This is a genomic window from Mesorhizobium sp. LNJC394B00, assembly GCF_000502555.1.
Classification (GTDB): Bacteria; Pseudomonadota; Alphaproteobacteria; order Rhizobiales; family Rhizobiaceae; genus Mesorhizobium.
In genome coordinates, this window is the sequence record NZ_AYWH01000007.1 from 264,491 (window position 1) to 285,563 (window position 21,073).

Below are 21,073 nucleotides of genomic sequence, written 5' to 3' on the forward strand. Positions count from 1 at the left end.
TGAAGGCGACCCGAGCACGGGCCGGCCACCAAAATTGCGCCGGGTTTCCATCGCAACCTTCTGAGACTACGATCACATACGACGATTGAGCACGCGGGTACGGTTGGTCGACCTCGGGGGTCTGCGGCACATGTCATGTCACGGCGAGATAGCGTCCTGCGGTCCGCGTTTGCGCGGACATGGCGCTGTGCGTCGCGGCGCGCGGGCGTAGAGGCAGGGATCGGCGATGAGCTCGAAGGATGATCCTTTCGATCCGACCGGCAAAACCGTCATCCGCCCCAGCCGCCCCAATCCCGGCCGCAAGCAAAAGACGGTTCTCGCCCGCGATGCGCCGGCCCCCGGCAGTACGGTGATCGCCCCTGCCAGCGTCCCGGAACCCACGGTTTTCGATCCCAACGCCGGCCGCCAGCCGCCGTCCGACGTCACGGGGACGGTGATCTATCAGGGAACGCCCTTCGCCAACGCGCCGGCCGATCCGCCCGTTCACGGCTCAGCCGGGACGGCGGGGAAAACGCCATGGGATGCGCTGCTCGGCGCCAGCGATGCCGTCGATTATGGCGCGGCCAACCCGATCGTCGCTGCTGCGGCGCCCTTGCTGATACTGCTTGGGCATCTGCGGCTGATGGCTGTCGAAAGACCGGCCGAGCCGCTGGCGCAGCATGTCGCCGGCCTGATCGAGGATTTCGACCGCAAGATCGCCAGGACCGATACCTCGGAAGAGGATGCGCGCATCGCCAGCTATGTGCTTTGCGAAACCGCCGACGATATCGTCGCCAATCTGCCCGGTTCCAGCCGGGATGCGTGGGCGCAGCACGCCATGCTGCAGCGCTTCTTCCAGGTCAAACCCACCGGCGCCGGTTTTTTCCAGGCGCTGAACACGGTGCTGGCGACGCCGGAACCTCATCGCAATCTCATCGAGCTGATGCATGTCTGCCTGTCGCTTGGCTTCGAAGGCCAGTATCGCGGCCAGCCGCGCGAGAGCCTCGAACGGGTCCGCCGCGACGTCTACGAGACATCAGCCTATTTCCGCGTCCTCGGTGATGACGACATCTCGCCGCGCTGGCAAGGCTTGTCGGTCACATCGGCGCAAGGCTCCAGGCGGGTTCCGCTCTGGGCCATAGCCGCTGCAACCGCGGCAGTTTTGACCGCAGCCTTTTTCACGCTGCGCGTGCTCATCACCAATGATGGCGAGGCTGTTGCCGGCGAGTTGCTGGCGCTCAATCCGGCGACGCCGGTCACCATTGAGCGCACCGGTTTCGTGCCGCTGACCGAGGAGGTGAAAGTCGTCGCAGCGCCAACGACGATTGCGCAGGTCGATCGCATCCGCACTGCCTTGGCCAAGGAGATCGAAGGCGGCGGCGTCAGCGTCGGCACCAAGGGTGATTTCATCATCGTGGAAATCAGCAACGCCCTGCTGTTCCAGTCGGGACGAGCCGAGGTCAAACCGGAGTTCGAGCCGGTGGCCGCCAGCATCGCGGCGGCTCTCGATGCGGAGCGCGGGCCGATCCGGATCGTCGGCCACACCGACAATGTCAAACCGAAGAAGACCAGCGCCTTCAAATCGAATTTCGACCTCTCCGTCGCACGTGCCCAGTCGGTGGAAAAGATGATCGCAGCGCATTTCAGCGATCCGTCGCGGACAAAGGTCGAGGGCAAGGGCGAGGACGAGCCCATCGCCGACAATGCAACGCCGGAGGGCCGCGCCAAAAACCGCCGTGTCGATGTAATGATCCCGCGGGAGGAGATGCTGTGACCGGCTGGCTGCTGCGCATCTTCAGCGCGCTCGCGCTCGCCGGCTTTGCAGCCGCGGTCTGGTACGCCGGCCCGTTAATCCGCTTTGCCGGCGCCCGGCCGTTGGATCCCATCTGGCTGCGGGCAGCGATCATCGGCATCGTCGTCGGAACGGTGGCGATCATCTATGCAACCCGGTTCTGGCGCAGGCGCAAGGCGCAGAAGGCGCTGGAGGCCGCCATGGCCAGCGCCGAGGATGACGGCAGCGATGCAAAGGTGCTGGAAGCTCGCATGAACGAAGCGGTCGCGACGCTCAGGCAATCGAGCGGCAAGCGCAACTTCCTCTACGACGTGCCCTGGTACATCGTCATCGGCCCGCCGGGCGCCGGCAAGACCACCGCGCTGGTCAATTCCGGCCTGAACTTTCCGCTTGCCGGGTCGGGCCAGGCGCAGCCGGTGGCAGGCGTCGGCGGCACGCGCAATTGCGACTGGTGGTTCACCGACGAGGCGGTGCTGATCGACACGGCCGGGCGCTACACGACGCAGGATTCCCATGCACCGACCGACAGCAAAAGCTGGCTGGCGTTCCTGTCGCTGCTCAAGCGGCACCGGACGCGCCAGCCGATCAATGGCGTCATCCTGGCGATCAGCCTTTCCGATCTGATGGCGGACAGCGAGCAGGCGGCCCGCGTCGCCGAGATCCGCAGCCGCCTGCAGGAAATCCACGAGGTCCTGAAGGTCCGCTTTCCCGTCTATGTGCTGTTCACCAAGGCCGACCTGGTCTCCGGATTCATGGAATATTTCGGCGGTTTCGACGAAGCACGCCGGCGCAAGGTGTGGGGCGCGACCTTCCAGACCGCCGAGCGCGGCCTGAACATGGTCGCGGAAGCGCCAGCCGAATTCGACGCGCTGGTGAAGCGCCTGACCGAAGAGATGAGCGAGCGGCTGCAGGCGGAGACCGATCCGGTCGCGCGCATCGCCATTTTCGGCTTCGCCGCGCAGCTCGGTGCGCTGAAAGGCCGGATCGTGAATTTCCTCGAGGGCGTTTTCGAGCCGACGCGCAAGCAGCTGAACGCCCCCCTGCGCGGCCTGTATTTTTCTTCCGGCACGCAGGAAGGCACGCCGATCGACCAGTTGCTGGGCAGCATAGGCCGCAGTTTCGGCAGGAATGCCCAGGCGCATCTTTCCGGCACCGGCAAAAGCTTCTTCCTGCACGATCTGTTGAGCCGCGTCATTTTCGCCGAGTCCGGCTGGGTGTCCTATGACAGGGCGGCCGACAGGCGCGTTGCGATCGCCCGCTACGCCGGCCTGACAGCGATCGCGGCCATAGCGATCGCCGCGCTTGGCGTTCTCGGCCTGAGCTTTACGACCAACAAATCGCTGGTCGCCGCGACCGGCCAGGCGGCAGGCCAATACCGCGCGACAGCCGCGCCGCTGCTGGCCAGCACGACGGTGTTGGATGCCGACCTCGAAACCGTCATCGGCGCGCTCGATGCGCTGCGCGGCCTGCCGGCCGGCTACGATACGAGAGACCAGCCCACCCCGGCCACGGCGACGTTCGGCCTCAGCCAGCGTGAGCGTATCCTTTCGGCCTCCGAGACCGCCTACCGGCAGGGGCTGGAGCGGATGTTCCGCTCGCGCCTGCTGTTCCAGCTCGAACGCACGATCGAGGCCAGGATGGCCGATCCGATGGCGCTGTACGAGCCGTTGAAGATTTACCTGATGCTGGGCGGCAAGGCGCCGAAAGTGGATGACGAGCTGGTCGTCACCTGGCTGAAGCGGGACTGGGAACAGAACCGCTATCCCGGCGCCCACAATCGCGACGGCCGGGCGCAACTGGAGAAGCATTTGCGCGCCATGCTGGCGCTCGACGATGACCAGGATCCCTCGTTCGAACTCAACCGCGCGCTGGTCGAATCCGCCCAGCGCTCGCTCGGCCGCATGAGCCTTGCCGATCGCGCCACCGCGCTCATCCAGTCGGCCACCTATGCGGCGGCGCTGGACGATTTTTCGGTGTCATCGCAAGCCGGCGCGGAGGCGCCGATGCTGTTCGAGCGCAATGACGGAAACGATCTCGCCGGCCTTCGCGTCCCCGGTCTCTACACCCATGCCGGCTTCGACTTCTATCTGGCGCAACTTGCCAGGAGCGCGCAGGCGCTGGTCGACGATCAATGGGTGATCGGCTCGAGCGGCGAGCAAGGCGGTTTCGACCAGGAATTGCTCAAGCTCGGCCCGGAGCTGCTCGATCGCTATGGCAAGGGCTTTGCGGCGGCGTGGAACGAGGTGCTCGACAGGTTGAAGTTCAAGGCAATGGCCGCCGACAAACCGCAATATCTGGCGCTGTCCGCAGCGGGATCACCGAGTTCGCCGCTGATGCAGCTGTTCGAGGCGATCGCGCGCGAAACAGCTTTGACGCAAGAGCGCAATCCGGCTGCGCCGTCTCAAGACAGCGGCCAGGAAATCGCGGCACGCGCCAAGGGCCTCGCCCGCATCGGCATCGAGCTTGCAGCGCGCAAATCGCAGAGCAGGGCCGGGACCGCCTTTGTCAGTACGCAGAACCAGGATCCCGGCGCCAACATCGAAGCCCAGTTCCGGTCTTTCCAGGCTTTGGTGGCCGGGGCGCCGGGGCAGCGGCCGCTCGACGCCCTCACCCAGAATTTCCGCGAAATCTATCAGAGCGTGCGGCTGGCCGCCGATGTCCCCGCCCAGACGGACCAGGCCAACGCCAATCTGCAGCTGCAGATCTCGACGTTGCGCGCCAATGCTTCGCGGCTGCCGAAGGCGCTGGCCAGGATGGTGAGCGCGGCGGCGGACGATTTCGAGGGCACCGTCGCCGAAACATCGACCACGCGTCTCAACGAGATGCTGGAGGAGACCGTCGGCCGTCCGTGCGAAGAGGTGATTGCCGGGCGCTTTCCATTCGCCCCCGCCGGCACCGACGATGTCGCCATGGCGGATTTTGCCAGATTGTTTTCTCCGGGCGGGGTTCTCGACCGGTTTTTCGCGCAGAACCTGGCGTCGCTGGTCGACATGAGCGGCCAGGACTGGGACTGGAAACAGGACACCAGGTTCGGCCGCAATCTGGCGAAATCGACGCTGAAGAACTTTCAGCTCGCGGCACAAATCCGCGCGGCTTTCTTTCCGCTCGGCGGGCCGGTGCCGTCGATCAACATCACCTTCACGCCGCTGTCGCTGCATGGCGATGCCGACATGGCGCTGCTCAATATCGACGGCCAGGTGCTGCAGGCCACCCAAGCCGGCAACACGCCGGGCCTGATTCCGTGGCCGGGCAAGACCGGTTCGGCCAGTCTCAGCCTGACGCCGGAGCTGCCCGGCCGCGAGTCCGCAATCAAGTTCGACGGTCCCTGGGCGTTGAAACGATTGCTGGACAAGGGGCAGGTCACCGCCAATGGCGACAGTCTCGAAGCGCATTTCCTCATCGGCGGGCGCGATGTCGCCTACACGATCAAGACCGGGAAGGACGGTAATCCGTTCACGCTGCCGGCGCTCTCCGCGTTCAGCTGTCCGAAGGCTTTCTGATGGGGAATTGCATGGCAGGACCAAAGATTGCAGGACGCAGAGACAGCGGCGGCACCACACCGTCCGTCATCAGCGGCTTAGATTTCGATACTCTAATGAATGGGGCTGTGGCAGACTGGCCAGGCACGTCAGCCAAGGCGTCGCGGAGCGTAGGCAAGTGAACGATGCCGCCTTTGAGAGCTACGGCGTGAGCCACAAGGGCTGCGTGCGCGACCACAATGAGGACAGCTTTCTGGTCGAGCCGCGGATCGGCCTCTGGGTGGTGGCCGACGGCATGGGCGGGCACGAGGCCGGAGAAGTCGCTTCGGCAAGCATTGTCGAGCATCTGGCGACGATCGGCATCGCCAGTTCGGCGCCGGATCTGCGCGCCCGCTTTGAGGATCGGCTGAACCGGGCGCATGCCGAGATTCGCCGGATTTCGCGCTCACGCGGCGTGACCATCGGCTCCACCGTTGCCGCACTGCTGGCCATGGACGGCAGGTTCGCCTGCCTGTGGTCGGGCGACAGCCGCGTCTATCTCGTGCGCAACGCCGCGATCTCGCAGATTTCGCGCGACCACACCGAGGTGCAGGAACTGCTCGACAGCGGCGCGATCAGCGCAGCCGAAGCGGAGAACTGGCCGCGCCGCAACGTCATCACCCGCGCCATCGGCGTCAACGACGAAATCGCCATAGACTTCCAGCAGGGAGAGACCCTTGCCGGCGACATCTTCATCCTCAGCACGGACGGGCTGACGGCGCATGTCAGCGACGCGGAAATTGCGGCAGCAGTGCTCTCGGCAGCGCCGCAGGCTGCCTGCGAAAAGCTGCTTTCCATGGTGCTTGAGCGCGGCGGCACCGACAACGTCACCATCGTTCTGGTCAAGATCAGAGACAAAGGCAATGGCCTGTCCCGAGCAGGAGGCCACGACCGATGAGCTCCGACGACAAGACCCGGCTATTGCCCAACATGGCGGATACCAGCGTCGGCACGCAGCTCAGCGGCATCTACGAGCTCGACGAACGCATCGCGTCGGGCGGCATGGGCGAAGTCTATCGCGGCCACAACATCCAGACCGGCGATCATGTCGCGATCAAGATCGTGCTGCCGGAATTCGCCCGCGATCAGACGATCCTGTCGCTGTTTCGCAAGGAAGCCTCGATCCTCAACCATCTGTCGCATGACGCGGTCGTGCGCTACCACGTCTTCACCATAGATCCCGGCATCGGGCGGCCCTATCTGGCGATGGAATTCGTCGACGGCCAGTCGCTCTACGACATCATGCGCGGCGGGGCGATGGCGACTCCGGATGTGCGCAAACTGTGCCACCGGCTGGCCTCGGGCCTGAGCGCCGTGCACCAGGCCGGCGCCATCCACCGCGATCTTTCGCCCGACAACATCATCCTGCCGGGAGGCCGGGTCGAGCGGGCAAAAATCATCGATTTCGGCATTGCGCGATCGGCCGCGGTCGGTGGCGAGACGCTGATCGGCGGCAAGTTCGCCGGAAAATACAACTATGTTTCTCCCGAGCAGCTCGGGCTCTATGGCGGCGAGGTCAGCGAACAGTCCGACATCTACAGCCTGGGGCTGGTGCTGGCGGCGGCGCTGCGCGGCAAGCCGATCGACATGGGCGGCTCGCAATACGAGATCGTCGAAAAACGGCGGACCGTCCCTGATCTCTCCGGCATCGATGCCGATTTCAGGGACATCGTCGAAGCGATGCTGCAGCCTGACCCGGATGATCGACCGGCCAGCATGGCCGAAATCGCCCGGTTGACGCGCGACGACAGCGAGGCGACCTTGCCGCCGGCATCGCTCGCGCCCCGGCCCGGTCTGCCGCGAACCGGGCAGACCGCAGGGCCTGTCTCGAAGATCGGGGACTCGCCGGCCCAAGGCTTCGGTTCGGCCCCGCCAAGCGGCACGGCGGAGCCGTCTTTCGTGCCGCACGTGCGCCCGGCGCACCTGTCGCAGCCGAAACCGGCTGCTGAAACTCCCAAGCGAGCAAGCACACCGCCGAAGCGTGCTACTACAGGCAGAAATCTGACGATCGCGGTGCTGGCGGCGGTGGTCATGGTATCGCTTGGAGGGCTCTATGCATCGGGTATCGTGGGATTCGGAGACCGGCCTCGCGTCACCGACACCGGCAAGCCGCTCCAACCCGAACTGACAAAGCCGATCGTCGCTGACAAGCCCGCTCCGGCCACTCCGCCGGTCGAGAAGACGGTGCCAAAGCCGCAACCAGCGGAGACTGCGGCTGAAGATCAGGCCAAAGCGCCGGTCGAGCCGCAGCCGACGCCGCCAGTCGCGTCGAGCGCTACGGCCCCGCAGCCGGCCGAACCAACCGACAAGACCGTTGCGCTGCAACCGCCATCCGGCCCGTCGAAGCCCGATGCCGCGAAGAACCCCGAGCCTGTCAGTCCGCCGGTAGAGCCCAAGGCGACAGCGCCAGCCACGCAAACACCTGAACCGACGGCCGAGGCCCCCAAACCCACAGCACCGACGCTGGAACCCACCGCTCAAGCGCCCGAGCCCAAGGCGCGGGCGCCTGAACCGACCGCGGAGCCTAAGCCGAGCCAGCCCGATATCGCCAGCGGTGAGCAGGCCGACAAGCCGGCAGAGCCCGACATTGCCATGAACGTGCCCAAGCCGGAGGTGCCGCCACCGGCCGATGCGGCCGCGGAGCGGGTCACCTGGGTACGCGCCTTCAATGGTGGTGATTGTTTTTTTGCGACGGTGACGTCGGCCGCCGACAAGGGTGTCGCGATCGAGGGCTTCGGCACGTCGGTGCCACCCTTCGAACAGTTGCTTGGGGAATTCCAGGCGAAGTTCCATGTCGAGCCGGATATCAGCGTCCGCCTTATCCAGCCCTCGCAATGCGGGATCACCGGCTTCCTGCGTTTCATGGGCGCGAGCACGGCCGACAGGCCGCAGCTTGTCCTCGACCAGACATCGGTGCCGGACGGCTCGCCGATCGACGGCACGCTGATGACGCATGGCGGGCTGGTGTCGAGCGTGTTCCTGATCGACCACAGGGGCATCGCGTTCAACCTCGACGATCATGTTGTCGTACAAGCCGACAAGGCGACCTTCTCGATCCCGATCGGGCTCGGCGCCGCCGACAAGGCGGCAGGCAAGGCGTTGCCGCAGATCATCATGGTGATCACCGGGCCGCAGGACATAAAGGCGGCGGACTTCACAACGCCGACGCCGGCCTCGGTGCTGTTGCCCAGGATCCTCGACGAGATCGGCGCCAGGAGTTCGGCATTTTCGGCGACCGCCAAATATTTCCGCCTCGGCGGCTAGCACCGACGCCGATGCAACGTCGTCGCCGAGATCCCGTCCTGCTTGCCCGGAACGTGCGGGTGAAGCTCGCCGCGAGCGCGGTCGCGGCGCTGTTGCTGGCAATTCTTTCCACCGGGCAAGCGCGCGCCGAATTCACCGTCTGCAACCAGACGCTCGACGTCGTCAATCTTGCCGTCGGCCAGAAGGTCGACGATGCCGACCAGACCGATGGCTGGTGGACCATCGGCGCCAATCAATGCGTCAACGTCATCCGCGAGGAGCTGACCAACCGCTACATCTACATCTACGCGACGGATGTGTTCGGCCACGCCATTCTGGCAGGCTCCACCGACATGTGCATCGAGCGGCGGCGGTTCTCGATCCGCGGCATCGATGAATGCTGGCAGCGCGGCCATATCGCGGCGAAGTTTCTCGAAGTCGACACCCAGGAACAGGTGCGCTGGACCTTCTTCCTGACCGGAAGCGCGCCGTGACGCACAGCATCGACACCAGCTTCAAGGCAAAGAAGCAGGCGCGCGCCGCGCTGCGCAGGCGCAGGATCTGGCTCGGGCTGGCGGCTGGCCTGGCGACAATCGTCCTCGCCGCGATTGCCACCGGCTTTTATCTTACCGCCGACTACTGGTCGTTCGGCGACGAAGACGAGGAACTGCACGCCGTCGAAGGCTCGGACGACGTGCCGGCCGACGCATCGGTCTACGTGCCGGCCATCATCGACCTTGCCGGCGACCCGATGTGGATCACACTGGCGCCGGAGGCGGGCGCTGCCAAGAGCCGCGGGATGCCGCGCCCGGCGGAGCTCGACCAGGCCGGCATCTCCCCTCAGATCATGGTTCTCTCCGACGTGATGCTGAGCGCCAGCGAAAAATTCATGACGACGATCCCCTCGACGCAAGAGGATTTCGCTTTCTTTCAGGCGCAGCGGAAGACCGCGGTCGCGCCACCCGCCGAACCCAGCGATCCGCAGAATGACCTGCAGAACGATCTTCAACCATCGCCCGGCGCGGACGGGGCTCCGGCGGCCTCCGGCCCAGCTCCTGACCCGCAGGTCGCTCCGGGTGCATCGGCGGCGGCCGATGACCCCGAGGCCGGCTGGGGCGAGACCATCGATGAGGGCGAAGCAGCACTCCCCGCCTTTCAGAAGACACCGGTCGAAAACAACACCAGCGTTGCCACCGTCAGCTCGGAATACCAGCGCTTCGAGGCGACCCAGGACATTTTCGTGAAAATCCTCAACGACCGCAGCCTGGACAGCGTGGCGCTCGATGCGCATTTTTCCGCCGACGACGCAAAGCTTGCCGGCGAGGGGCTGAAGGCGCTGTTCGACAAGGACGGCCTGCAGCCTGGCTATGTCGTGGCGATGCGCGGCTTCAGGCCGACGCGCGAGACCACGACGATGTCGCTGATGCAGGTCTCGATCTACGCCAGGAACGTCTTTGTCGGCACGCTGACACGCAACGCGGCCGGCGCCTTCGTGTCGGGCGTCGACCCGTGGGTGCGCGAGGACCTGTTCAATTATTCGGGCGCCGAGACCGAAGGCACGCAGAAACGGCAATACCGCCTGCTCGACGCGATCTATTCGACGGCGGCCCGCAACAATGTGCCGAGCGGCATCATCGGCGAAGCCATCATGTATCTGTCGCGGGGACAGGATCTGGATGCTTTCGCCAGCGAGGACCAGCGTCTTGTGCTGATCTATTCGCAGACGCCGCGCGGCAAGAACGAGACCGACGGACGGGTACTCTATGTCGGTATCCAAGGCACGCAAAAGAGCTTGGATTGTTTCGTTTTCCAGCAGAGCGACGGCCAGTTTTCCTGCGTCTCGGGCGACGACCAGGTGCGCTCGCTGACGGTGGCCAACGGCATGGTGACGCCGGTCAACGGTGTCATGACGTCGACCTTCGGGCCACGCAAGCATCCGATCCTGGGCGTTGTTCGCATCCACAAAGGCGTCGACTGGGCAGCACCCGTGGGGACCCCGATCGCCGCAGCCTTCGACGGCGAGATCATCTTCCAGGGCGACGGCGGCGGCTACGGCAATGTGGTCAAGATCGCCCATGGCGGCGGCCGCGAGACGCGCTACGCGCATATGTCGAAATTCGCCATTGCCAGCGGTGTCGGCACCAAGGTGAAGGCCGGCGACATCATCGGCTATATCGGCACCACCGGCCTGTCGACCGGGCCACATTTGCATTTCGAACTCTATCAAAGCGGTCAGGCGATCGATCCGCTCGGAACAGTGACCGCTGCAATCGCCGTCACTTCCAGCGATCCCGCCGTCGAAACCCTGACCGACCGTATCGTCCACGTCGAATCGGGCGGTAGCGCGCGGGCCAAGAACCCGCTGTCTTCGGCGACAGGCGCCGGCCAGTTCATATCCAAGACCTGGATCCGGATGATGAACACCTATCGTCCCGAACTGGCGCGCTCGCTGTCGACCGCAGACCTGCTCGCTTTGCGCTACGACGCCACCATCTCGCGTGAGATGGTGCGCAATCTGGCGCGCGAGGGCGAAGCCTATCTCAAGGCGCGTGGCCACCAGATCACCGCCGGCCGGCTCTATCTCTGCCATTTCCTCGGTATGGAAGGCGCCCATCAGGTGCTGGCGTCGCCGGGATCGGCGCAGTTGAGCGCCGTGCTCGGCTCGTCCGTTATCCAGGCCAACCCGTTTCTTGCCGGCAAGACCGCCAGCTACGTCGTCGACTGGGCGGAACGGAAGATGGGCCGCAAATTGCCGACGCCCACCACCACCGATGCGGGCCAGCAGACGACGACGGAAGTCCGCCAGACATCGCCGGAGTTCGAAAAATACAAGCAGGCGATAACGGCACTGGTCGGCTCGATCCAAAATACTCTTGAGCCGGGCTAGAGCTGGCAGTTCGCCCCGGCTTTCGCCAAGCCGATTGGTTCTGAGGCCGGCGAATGGTATGTTTGCGGATATTTGGGAAGGTTTTTGGGTCCTTGTGAACCAAAACTGTGGCTGGGATCACATACGCCCAACAGCCATTTTGGCAGAAGCGATACAGTCGCTGGTGAAATTTAGCATGCGCAGCCATCAATAACGCGCCCCATTGGGGCGGAGGGCCGATCCCATGAAAGCGTTTGCCGTTCTTTTGAGCGGATTTTTTCTGTTAATGCTGACCGCGCTTGGCACCGTCCAGGCGGCGGCGCCGGATGCCGGTGGCGTCAAACGCGTCGCGCTGGTCATCGGCAACAGCAAATACGTCCATGCCGTCGAATTGCCCAATCCGGCCAATGACGCGCATCTCATCGCATCGACGCTGCGCAATGCCGGCTTCGAGGTGATCGAGGGCGTCGACCAGGACAATGCCGGCATGCACAGCCTGATCAGCAAATTCACCGAGCAGTCCTACGATGCCGACCTCGCCGTCATTTTCTATGCCGGCCACGGCATGCAGGTGGACGGCAAGAACTTTTTGATCCCGGTCGACGCCCAACTGACGTCACCTGCCTATCTCAAGACCCGCACCGTCCAGATCGACGACTTCATGGCCGCATTGCCACCCGACCCGGCGGTCGGCGTCATCATCCTCGATGCCTGCCGCGACAATCCGCTGGCACGCACACTGGCGGCCGCGATGCCGAAGACCCGCTCCACCGCGCTGGGCACCGGCCTGGCGCCGATCGACCCTAAATCAGAGGGCGTCGGCACCGGCGGCATCCTGATTGCCTATGCCACCGACCCGGGCGCCATCGCCTTTGACGGCAACGGCGTCGACAGCCCCTACTCGACCGCGCTCGCCAGGCACCTGACCGAACCCGGCGTCGAGATCCAGAGCGCGCTGACGCGGGTGCGCGGCGAAGTGGCCGAGACCACGCAAGGCCGCCAGCGGCCATGGCACAACGCATCGCTGGGCCGCGAGGTCTTCCTTGGCAAACCGGCCGCCCAAGCCGCGCCGATGGTAAGACCGGCCGCCGATGACGCGAACGCCGCGACAGCGCCCGCCCCTGCCCCCGTCACCAGCGAACCGCCTTCGTGGGAAGTCGAGCAGCGGCTTTGGGACGAGGCCTCGAAGCGCAACACCGCGCCATTCTACGAAGCCTATCTCGAACAGTTCCCGAATGGCCGCTTCGCCACGGTGGCGCGGCTCAACATCGATGCGCTGAACGATCCGAAAGCCCAGGAACGGGAAGTCGCCGCGCTTGCTGCCGAAGAAGCGAACTCGGGTTCTGCCGTGCGCACCTCGGTAGGCATTTCGGACGACATGAAGAAGGTGCTGGGCACCGAGGCGACGGAGAACGCGATCGGTCTCGATCGCCAGGGCCGCATCGACCTGCAATTGCGCGTCGAGGCGCTGGGCAACGAGCTTGGCCGCGTCGACGGCAATATCGGCGCCAAGACCCGGCAAGCGATCGGCGACTGGCAAGAGGGGAACGGGCTGCCTCCGACCACTTTCCTGACGCGCGAGCAACTGGCGTTCCTGGTTATCCAGACGGATCCGATGATGGAGGCCGTGCGTGCCAAGCATGAGGCCGACCAGGCCGGCGTGGACAAGCCGAAAAAACAGGTGGTGCAGAAGGCCCGCACGCTGAAGCCGGTGGCGGAAAAGCCACGCAAGAAGCAGTACGCCCAGAAGCCGCGCCGACAACAGCAGTTCGTGCAGAAAAGGCGCAACCGCGAGGTCGTGCGCGAGGATGAGCCGCCGCCGCGGGACAATAATGATTTCCTGACCAAGGCGCTGATCTTCGGCACCGGCGTAGCGGTCGGCGGCGTGCTCAAGAACTGATCGATCATGTCAAACAATAAAAACGCCGCGTGTCCGTTGGACGCGCGGCGTTGTGTTTGACGACGGCCGGAAGACGCAGCCGGCGAAGCTACTGCGCCTTGATCCGCATCTCGACCCGCCGGTTGACGGGATCGTAGGGATCGGGATTGCGTGGATTGGCCTCGCCGAGACCGACCGCCTTGATGCGGGTGGATTCGATGCCGTTGGATTCGAGGAAGGCGGTGACCGATTGCGCCCTGCGCTGCGACAGCCCCTCATTGTAGGTCGCCGAGCCGGATGCGTCGGTATAGCCTTCGACGACGAAGGACAGCTTGCTCAGCCGATCGTCCTTCAGCGCCTTGGCGAACTCGTCGAGTTCGCTGCGCGCCTTGGCGTCGAGCTCGGACGAATCCAGGCCGAAATTGATCAGCATGTCGAGGCCGGTCTTCTCCGGCGGCTTGTCTTTCTGGCCGGTCTTGCTCTTGCACTCGTCCTCGGTGCCGACGCAGATCCCGCGTGCCGCGCCGTGATCGATCGCGCCGGCAAAGAACTTCACAATGTCTTCCGATTTCTGAAGTGGGTCGGCATAGACGTGAGTCGAGAAAAGCACGGTCGCCAATGCCAAGACTGAAATGTGCCGCTGCATAACGGTTACTCCCGTTTCGAGCATCCGATTTTCACTCAGGCCCGATCCATGGATCCGGGCCAACTCTTCCTGTTCGACAATGATCTGTCGAGATCACGGTCGGCTGTGGAATATACCAAACCGTGAGGCGTTTGTCTGTGAACAACGTCATGGACATGTGGTGGTCGACAGACTTGACCCGCGCCTCGCAGGCGGGTTGAGTGAGGCCTGGGGGAGGACAACAGCAGCGATGGCCAACGGGCTTCGATTCCAGACCGCACGCGATCTCTTCGCCGCGAACACGGCTGTCGCCCGGGACATGACGGCCGTTCCGACCGACCAACCCTCGCTCGAGTTCTGCCGCCGGCTGATGGCCGGGCGCATCCCCGAGGAAGCGATTACCTTTTGCGCCTATCTCCTGCCTGACCGGGCCGCAATCTGGTGGGGCCACGAGTGCCTTGGGCATCTGACCGAACTGCTCGAAGAGCAGGATCTCGCAACGCTGGCACTGATCCAGGACTGGGTCGGCGACCCCAACAATGCAACCCGCCGGGAGGCTGTCGCCGGGGCGGCGATGACGCAGCAGCACACGCCTGCCGGCTGGATCGCGCTCGCGGCGCAACGGCATATCAGCGGCCTGGCTGCGCAGAACGGGTCGGGGCTGCGGCCGCTGCCGGCTGCGCATGCCGTCAATACCGGCATACTGGCCGGACTGGCGCGGGTTGCGGTGGCGGACCGCTTCTCCGTGCTCACCGCCTTTGTCGAAATGGGCATCCATCTGGCCGAAACCGAGGCGCTGCGCCGAGCCTGATTGCTCTGGATCGTGATGAGATTTCATTGAAATCTGATCCAACCCATTGTTGGCGGCCTCATTTGCAGCCGTTTTGCGCCCATTTGCCGAGCGCCACCTTGAAGCGCGTGCCCAGCGGGTGTTGCAGGCGCAACACCGAGACGTCATTGGTGACGTAGGTCTTGGCCTGGTCGCACAGCCGCTCCTCGGTCCATTGATGACAGTTGCTGCACTGGTTGTCCCAGACGGATTTTTCCAGGCCCTCGACGGGACTGAAGTGCGGCTTTCCCTGGATGAGCTGGGCGATGCTCTTGCCGTCGATCGCCGGGTCTCCAAAATTGACCGGAACGTCGAAAAGGACTGGCGCGTCCGAGCCCAGCTTCGGAATTTCCTCACGCAGCTGTTCCAGCGCCTGCTCGCCGGCGTCCGCACCCGGCGGATTGGCGGCCGCGCCGGTGCGCGCCTGCGTATCGCCTTCGGGCGCAGCCGCGCCGGAATCGCCGACGATCAGCGGCGCCTTGAGATCGACCTTGTGAAGCACGACATCGGTGGTCAGCGAAACGTTGATCCAGGGCCGCTGGCGTCCGGCTGTGGCCTTGAACACATCCGACGTAACCCGGTTCATCGCCTCGGTGATCGAGACGTTGACCTCGCCGATATGGGCAAGCAGCGCCGCCGAAAATGGCGAGTGCTCGCCCGGTCCGTCATAGGCGAGCTGGTTGGGACTGGCAGCGAAGGCGACCAGCGTGCCGGCGCCGCCATTCTCGATCGGTATTTCGGCAAGGCCGCTGCTTGCCGTGCTGTCGCCGCCAGTCTCCTTGGCAAGCACATCGGCGAGCGGGTTGTCGCGGCAGGCGTCGAGGAACACCAGCCTGATGCTGGTCTCGCGCGACATCTGCCGCAGGATGAAATCCACCTGCACGGCTTCGAAGTCGAGCGAGGCCTCGTCCTCCAGCGCCGCATCGACAGGCAGCAGGTAATTCCTGCCCGAGACCTGCAGGCCATGACCGGCATAGAAGAACAGCGCGATATCGGCGCCACGCACCTGCCTGGCGAATTGCGCGATCTTTTCCTGCGTCTGCGCCTTGGTGAGATCGAGGCCGGAGACGATTTCGAAGCCCAGCCCCTTCAGGCGATCGGACATTGCCTGCGCATCGTTCACCGGATTGGGCAGCACCGGCGCGTTCCGGTAATGGGAATTGCCGAGCACCAGGGCGATGCGGCGTTCGGCACTGGCCGCGGTCATGGTAATGGTCATGGTCAACGCAAGCGCCAGCACCGCGAGGCCGATGCCGCGCATGAAGTTGCCGCAACTTGCAATCATGTCCAAACGCACCGGATTCCTTTTCGGTTGACGGGCCTTTTCAGTTAAGGACCGGCTCAGTTGGCGAGCGGCGTGGCGGAGAACTCGATCCGCCGGTTCAGCGCCTTGTTCTTCGGCGTATCGTTCGGCGCCACCGGCTTTTCCTCGCCATAGCCGGAAGCCGTGATCTGCGCCGATGGAATGCCCGCAGCGATGATCGCGTCGGCGACCGCCTTGGCGCGCCGTTCCGACAGGTTCTTGTTGGCCGTCGGCGACCCGTCGGAATCGGTATGGCCCGAAACCTCGACCTTCAGTTTCGGACATTTGCCGACGACGCCGACCACCTCGGCCAGCAGTGGGCGGCTCTTTTCATCGAGCCGAGCGCTGGCTGGGCGAAAATAGACGGCGCCGGTGCGCGACAGCACCTCGAACCTGTTCAGGCATTCATCGTCGCTGAAGGACGTCTTGCCTGCATCTGTGGCGACCGGCCCGGCATCGGCTGGGGCTGCGGCCGCGACGGCAGGCGCCGCCGCCGGCTTGGCCCCATCAGCGGTGAAGACGAAGTCGAACGACACCGAAGCCGTCGGGACGATGCTGCTGACATTGGCCGCCTGCTGGAGTTTTTCGATGTTGGGCAACAGGCCGAAATCCTCGACATGCACGGCGACCGGCGCCTCCGAGGCGATCGACACCATGCTGTCGGTGATCATGGTGACCACGACATTGGCCTCAAGGTCCTTGTCGACGCCGTGCAGGCTCAGGCGAAACGGGATATGCGCGCTCATGCGCCGTTTGGTGGCGAGATCGGCAAAAGCGGCGGGATCGACTTTCGCCGTCACTTCCGCCGTCGGGAATTTGAAGGTTTCGAAGAACAGGAAGCGCATGCGGACATTGCGAAGGTCTATGCCGGTGTCGACCGAGTTGAGGTCGAACGTGACCTTGGCGGCGCCATCCGATGTCAGCGTGCCCGAGAGGTTCCTGATCTTGTTGGTTTCGACAATGGTGTTCTTCTTCACCGATTGATAGGTGAGTGTCGAATTCGCCGGATCGAGCGTCCAGTTCAGCTGCGCGTTCGCCACTTCCGGTGCGAGCAGCAACAGCCCGAATACAGCGGCGACGAGAGCAAGGGCGCCGACGATGCGCCGGCCCTTTGAGAACGGCATTCGTTGCCGAAAAAATCCGCCGACCTCGAACATTGATGCCCCGCCTCAGGACAACAGACCTCAGTTCCGATCACGGCTGTCGAACGCAGTGATGCCAGCGAGCATAGAACATATGATTTGACTTTGCGAGTAGCTCCGCCTGTCTGCCCAAGGGGAGAAGACAGCTCAAAAATCCGTCATCACTGGCAGCTTAACAGGCGTCAAATCCAGAGGCGCCTTGCGTGATCACGAGCGCTTCGGCGGGCCTGTCGAACGCAGAAAAAATGCCATTCATAGCCTTGAATATACTACAATATTAGCAACTCCTTGACAATCGACCGAAGCTCTGGTTTCTTGACATATTAAACAAAGTTCGTTGCGTTTTTTACGGACGGTGTTCACATGTCTGCCCTGGTTGTAGCGGACCCGCGGGGGGTCTATCTCGCCGGTCTTGAGTGGGTTTTGCGTAAGGCGGGACATAGCGTTGTCGCAGAATGCCACCACACGATTGAGGTTCTCCCCTTGGTGGAGCGCCACCGGCCTGATCTTGTCATCATTGGGTTGGATGCTGCGGACCGGCAGGCAGCCGGTCTTTCCGCAAGGCTGAGAGCCACCAGCAGCCCTCTGGGCATCATCTACATCCTGCAGCCAAACGGCGGATTCGACTTCAACGAAATCCCCGGGCTCGATGCCGACGGCCTGCTGATGGACGGCGTCAGCCACGGTTACCTTGTCGAATGCGTCAATGCGGTGGCAGCCGGCCGAAAGTGGGTCGACAACCACATCCTTCAGCATATGCTGACGCCAAGACCGCTGCCTAACCCCGCGCCGAAGCTTACCGGACGCGAGACGGAAGTCGCCGGCCTTGTTTCACGCGGCCTGCGCAACAAGATCATCGCGCAGCGGCTGCATGTATCCGAAGGCACGGTGAAGATGCACCTGCATCACGTCTACGAGAAGCTGCGCCTCGGCAGCAGGGCCGAACTCGCCTGGGCGACTTTTGGCGACGGCGCCGACCATCTGGGACCAGGCCACAAAAGCGGGCTTTGATCCCTCCCTTCGGTCAGCTGGCACTGCGTCGACAGGATACCGGCAACAGGCCGGAAACCCACGGCATATCGATCCATCCACCAAACCAACACGGTTGCCCGCGAGCGCCTGTCGCGGCCCGGTCTATCGAAGGATGTATATCGTTCGATCAGGTAGGGGCATTCACCATAACACTATCGAACCGCGAATGGACGCGTGCTCGGCGTCAGCGGCACAATGGAGGATAAAAGGCCGCAATTCTGCGCGTCAGCGGATGCCCTGGGGTAGGTGCATCCGGCATCGGGTGGGGGGTGAATACCCTTTTCTCGATGTATTGAAAAAGGGGAGAATCTCCATGTCACTCGACATCACAGCTCAAGACATCATCATCGACGAAAGCATCGGTCATACGGACGACGATATTGAGCCGGTTGGCAACACCAACACCACGCTGCAATATCTCCTGACTCTCGGCACCGCGCTGGAGGTCGCCTCCCAGGGCGACTTCGTGCATGCCACAGCGAGCGCAGGGGAAACCATCACCGGGCTCGTTCTCACACAGAGCGCCTCTGGGACTCCGTTTTCCACCACCGACGGCGTAAACAGCGGTATTCAGACGGTCGACGGCAATTATGTCTGGCTGTTCCAGGACTCAACCGATCCAAACGTCGTGATCGGCGTCATTGGTACCTCCGACCCGACAGACGAGCCCGATGAGGGCGGGGCGCTCGCCTTCTCGTTCGGGCTGGATCCCACGAGCGCCACCAATGCGGATTTGTACCTGGTCCAGTATGTGCCGTTGCTCCATCCGGACGCGACCGACCCGGACGACCGCATCGATCTGACCGACATGGTGTTCGCCTCGGTCACCGGGACCTCCGTGGCTAGTTTCCTGGGCTCGGCGGCCGCGCCCGGCAACAATGATTTCTACCTGATCAATTCGGCCAATGACGCTTCCAAGCAGCTTCTGGTGATCGGTTTGAACGGTGGCACCGCCAACGTCAGTACCCAGGGCTTCGGCGTCGGCAACCAGAGCATCAATCCGAACGAAACACTGCAGGTCGATTTTGTGACCGGCGGTACTCTGGCCGCGGGCAGTGCCGCGCAAATCCAGTACGGCAGCCATATCGAGACCATCACGCAGGCCGGGTTCACGATCAGCCAGGTAACGCCTTCCAATCCGAATGATCGTGTGGACGTCCAAATCAGCGCCTTCAACAATACGGGCAACGATCAAGGCACAAATTTCTATGACGGCACCACGACCAACCCCGTGGACATCACCGGCATCAAGTTGACGGGGACATCGGGGTATGCGTCCCTCATCACCGCCGATGGCACCTATGCCACAGGCAGCGGCAACGTCACCATCACTGGGCTCAGCGGGACCGGGAACGCCGTTACCATCACCGGGCTCGATAACACCACCACCGTCGATGTCACCACCGGCAGCCCGATGGACCGGTTGACGGTCAAGGGTGTCGATTCAAATGAAGGGTGCGACATCTCCGAATTCCATTTCTTGACGACGAGCACCAACGCCCATACCGAAGAGGTCGGCTCCTTCATCAACTTCGACGACGACGGGCCGACACTTGAGATCACGGCGCCGGTGACAGTTGGCGCGGCCGAGGTGGTCGAGGCGAGCGGGGCTGGCGGGCATAGCCAGGTGACGATCACGCCGCCGTCCTTCACGGCAAGCGCGGTCGATGGCTACACGACGGATGTGGGCTACGCACTCGCCCTGGCGGGCGCAGCGGCGACCGGACTGGGGACGACGGACGGCAACCATGCGATCACGCTGGTGGTCGACTCGNGCCGAGGCGAGCGGGGCTGGCGGGCAAGGCCAGGTGACGATCACGCCGCCGTCCTTCACGGCAAGCGCGGTCGATGGCTACACGACGGATGTGGGCTACGCACTCGCCCTGGCGGGCGCAGCGGCGACCGGACTGGTGACGACGGACGGCAACCATGCGATCACGCTGGTGGTCGACTCGGCCACCCAGATCTCGGGCAAGTACGACAGCGACGGCAATGCCTCGCTCGATGCGACGGCGTTCACGGTGACGCTGTCGGGCACGACGGTGACGCTGACGTCGCTGGTTGCGCTTGAGCACTCGAACGCGCCGCAAGGCGCAAACGAGGACAACACGCTCGACCTCAACGGCCTGATCANTCTCGGGCACGACGGTGACGCTGACGTCGCTGGTTGCGCTTGAGCACTCGAACGCGCCGCAAGGCGCAAACGAGGACAACACGCTCGACCTCGGCACTCTGATCAACGTGGTGGCGACGGTGACGGTGACGGACGGCGATGCCGACGTCGTCTCGCAGCAAAGCACGAGCTCGGCGCTGTCGCTGACCTTCGACGACACCGATCCGACGCTCGAGATCACGGCCGCGCCGGTGGTTGGCGCCGTCGAGGTGGCCGAGGCGAGCGGGGCTNCACGCTGGTGGTCGACTCGGCCACCCAGATCTCGGGCAAGTACGACAGCGACGGCAATGCCTCGCTCGATGCGACAGCGTTCACGGTGACGCTATCGGGCACGACGGTGACGCTGACGTCGCTGGTTGCGCTTGAGCACTCGAACGCGCCGCAAGGCGCAAACGAGGACAACACGCTCGACCTCAACGGCCTGATCAACGTGGTGGCGACGGTGACGGTGACGGACGGCGATGCCGACGTCGTCTCGCAGCAAAGCACGAGTTCGGGGCTGTCGCTGACCTTCGACGACACCGATCCGACACTTGAGATCACGGCGCCGGTGACGGTTGGCGCGGCCGAGGTGGTCGAGGCGAGCGGGGCTGGCGGGCAAGGCCAGGTGACGATCACGCCGCCGTCCTTCACGGCAAGCGCGGTCGATGGCTACACGACGGATGTGGGCTACGCANCGGCCTGATCAACGT

Annotated in this window: 13 protein-coding genes; 10 read left to right on the forward strand and 3 right to left on the reverse strand. The window is 64.0% G+C overall.

Translation table 11 applies throughout. The features are described 5' to 3' along the window. Window positions 1-226: 226 nt before the first annotated feature. From tssL to X751_RS142310, 7 genes are all read left to right on the forward strand, one after another. Window positions 227-1,753 carry a type VI secretion system protein TssL, long form gene (tssL, locus tag X751_RS142340; protein ID WP_023745587.1) on the forward strand — a complete coding sequence of 509 codons (1,527 nt, stop codon included), beginning with the start codon at window positions 227-229 and terminating at the stop codon, window positions 1,751-1,753. After that, window positions 1,750-5,271, forward strand: coding sequence for a type VI secretion system membrane subunit TssM (gene tssM / locus X751_RS142335; RefSeq protein ID WP_023745588.1), 3,522 nt, complete (start codon window positions 1,750-1,752; stop codon window positions 5,269-5,271). The genes tssL and tssM overlap by 4 nt, the downstream gene beginning before the upstream one ends. 157 nt (window positions 5,272-5,428) lie before the next feature. Then, entirely contained in the window at window positions 5,429-6,187 is a 759-nt protein-coding gene (locus tag X751_RS142330) for a protein phosphatase 2C domain-containing protein (protein ID WP_023699767.1), read from the forward strand. Beyond that, on the forward strand, window positions 6,184-8,553 hold the full coding sequence (locus X751_RS142325; protein ID WP_023745589.1) for a serine/threonine-protein kinase: 2,370 nt from the start codon (window positions 6,184-6,186) through the stop codon (window positions 8,551-8,553). Before X751_RS142330 ends, X751_RS142325 begins: the two co-directional genes overlap by 4 nt. 11 nt (window positions 8,554-8,564) lie before the next feature. Next, window positions 8,565-9,026 carry a DUF1036 domain-containing protein gene (locus X751_RS142320; protein WP_050592389.1) on the forward strand — a complete coding sequence of 154 codons (462 nt, stop codon included), beginning with the start codon at window positions 8,565-8,567 and terminating at the stop codon, window positions 9,024-9,026. Further along, the gene (locus X751_RS142315) at window positions 9,023-11,419 is read left to right on the forward strand and encodes a M23 family metallopeptidase (protein ID WP_023745591.1); all 2,397 of its coding nucleotides are present in this window, start codon (window positions 9,023-9,025) and stop codon (window positions 11,417-11,419) included. Before X751_RS142320 ends, X751_RS142315 begins: the two co-directional genes overlap by 4 nt. A 265-nt stretch (window positions 11,420-11,684) precedes the next feature. Further along, complete coding sequence (locus X751_RS142310) at window positions 11,685-13,298, forward strand: caspase family protein (RefSeq protein WP_245265812.1); 1,614 nt, start codon at window positions 11,685-11,687, stop codon at window positions 13,296-13,298. Between the two features lie 88 nt (window positions 13,299-13,386). On the opposite strand, the gene X751_RS142305 is transcribed toward X751_RS142310, so the two are convergent. Then, window positions 13,387-13,923, reverse strand: a complete 537-nt coding sequence (locus X751_RS142305) for an OmpA family protein (RefSeq protein WP_023745593.1) — start codon at window positions 13,921-13,923, stop codon at window positions 13,387-13,389. A 229-nt stretch (window positions 13,924-14,152) separates the two neighbouring features. On the opposite strand from X751_RS142305, the gene X751_RS142300 reads away from it, so the two are divergent. After that, window positions 14,153-14,713 (forward strand): hypothetical protein, encoded by a 561-nt coding sequence (locus X751_RS142300; protein WP_023745594.1) that lies wholly within the window; start codon window positions 14,153-14,155, stop codon window positions 14,711-14,713. Between the two features lie 58 nt (window positions 14,714-14,771). On the opposite strand, the gene X751_RS142295 is transcribed toward X751_RS142300, so the two are convergent. Both X751_RS142295 and X751_RS142290 read right to left on the reverse strand, forming a co-directional pair. Next, window positions 14,772-16,016 carry a caspase domain-containing protein gene (locus tag X751_RS142295; RefSeq protein WP_023745595.1) on the reverse strand — a complete coding sequence of 415 codons (1,245 nt, stop codon included), beginning with the start codon at window positions 16,014-16,016 and terminating at the stop codon, window positions 14,772-14,774. 56 nt (window positions 16,017-16,072) lie between these two features. Beyond that, window positions 16,073-17,158, reverse strand: a complete 1,086-nt coding sequence (locus X751_RS142290; protein WP_245265813.1) for an OmpA family protein — start codon at window positions 17,156-17,158, stop codon at window positions 16,073-16,075. A 504-nt stretch (window positions 17,159-17,662) separates the two neighbouring features. Here X751_RS142290 and X751_RS142285 point away from each other — a divergent pair. Together X751_RS142285 and X751_RS1000000168040 are read left to right on the forward strand one after the other, a co-directional pair. Then, a complete protein-coding gene (locus tag X751_RS142285; protein WP_245265818.1) occupies window positions 17,663-18,187 on the forward strand; it encodes a response regulator transcription factor in 525 nt (174 codons plus the stop codon). A 2,432-nt stretch (window positions 18,188-20,619) separates the two neighbouring features. After that, on the forward strand, window positions 20,620-21,066 hold the full coding sequence (locus X751_RS1000000168040; RefSeq protein WP_156936403.1) for a DUF5801 repeats-in-toxin domain-containing protein: 447 nt from the start codon (window positions 20,620-20,622) through the stop codon (window positions 21,064-21,066). The last annotated feature ends 7 nt before the right edge of the window (window positions 21,067-21,073 follow it).